1 protein-coding gene and 1 pseudogene are annotated in these 1,007 nt (G+C 69.2%); both read left to right on the top strand.

Annotated features, from left to right (window positions below):
* Positions 1–228 (top strand): annotated as a pseudogene (locus ACSFA3_RS26460) (CDP-alcohol phosphatidyltransferase family protein); the annotation flags it as partial.
* A 31-nt stretch (positions 229–259) separates the two neighbouring features.
* Positions 260–1,007, top strand: a 748-nt coding sequence (locus ACSFA3_RS26455; protein WP_435508256.1) for an alpha/beta fold hydrolase, incomplete at its 3' end; no start/stop codon positions are given.

The following is a 1,007-nucleotide window of genomic DNA, read 5'->3' as shown; positions in this document are numbered from 1 at the left end:
GGCGCTCTGGGCCCCACGGTGGGCGCCTCGCGCCGCTACGACGGCCCGCTGGGCAAGAGCGACCGGGCCTTCGTGTTCGGCGCGCTCGGCCTCTACGTGGCGCTGGGCCTGCCGCTGCCGGGCTGGACGGCCTGGCTGATGCCGCTGCTGGCGGCGCTGGTGGCCTGGACCACCGTCAACCGCATCCGCTGCGCGCTGGCTGAAGCCGACGCCGCCGGCCGCCACTGAACAAGCTCCTACAAGATTTCACAGGGATTCAATGAACGACACCACCCCACGCGCTCCGAACGAACTGCACTTCCAGACGCACGACGGCGAATCGCTTTTCTACCGCCACTGGCCGGCCACCGGTGCCACGCGGCGCGGCGCCATCGTGCTGTTCCATCGCGGCCATGAGCACGGTGCGCGCATGCCGCACCTGGTCGACGAGCTGAACCTGCCCGAGTTCGACTTCTTCGCCTGGGACGCCCGCGGCCATGGCCGCTCGCCCGGGCAGCGCGGCTACAGCCCGAGCTTCGGTACCTCGGTGCGCGACGTGCAGACATTCGTGCAGCACATCGGAACGGCGCACGGCGTGGCCGAGCAGGACATCCACGTGGTCGCGCAGAGCGTGGGCGCGGTGCTGATCTCCACCTGGGCGCACGACTACGCACCCAAGGTGCGCGGGCTCACGCTGAAGAACCGCATCCTGGTGTCGCCGATGGCCACCTACAGCGCGGTCGACGGCGTGCCGCAAGACTTTCTGCTCGTGCACCTGGGTGCACGCGCGCTCGGCGGGGCCGCGATGGTGTTCGTCGAGATGACGAGCCCGACGCCCGAAGGTCGCATCACGCCGGCCTGCACGGGCCTGTACAACGACACGCAGCAGGCCGCGTTCAAACGCATCGTCGATTTCGTGCACACGCAATCGAGCGCGAAGATCGCCATGCAGCTCGGCCACAGTGGCCCGAAGGGCTCCACCCGCGTAGGCTGGGAAGGTACCGACGAGCCGCTCGAAAGCGGCAACT

This window comes from Variovorax glucosi (assembly GCF_051216695.1).
Taxonomy (GTDB): domain Bacteria; phylum Pseudomonadota; class Gammaproteobacteria; order Burkholderiales; family Burkholderiaceae_C; genus Variovorax.
This window is presented reverse-complemented; position numbering and strand designations above follow the sequence as displayed.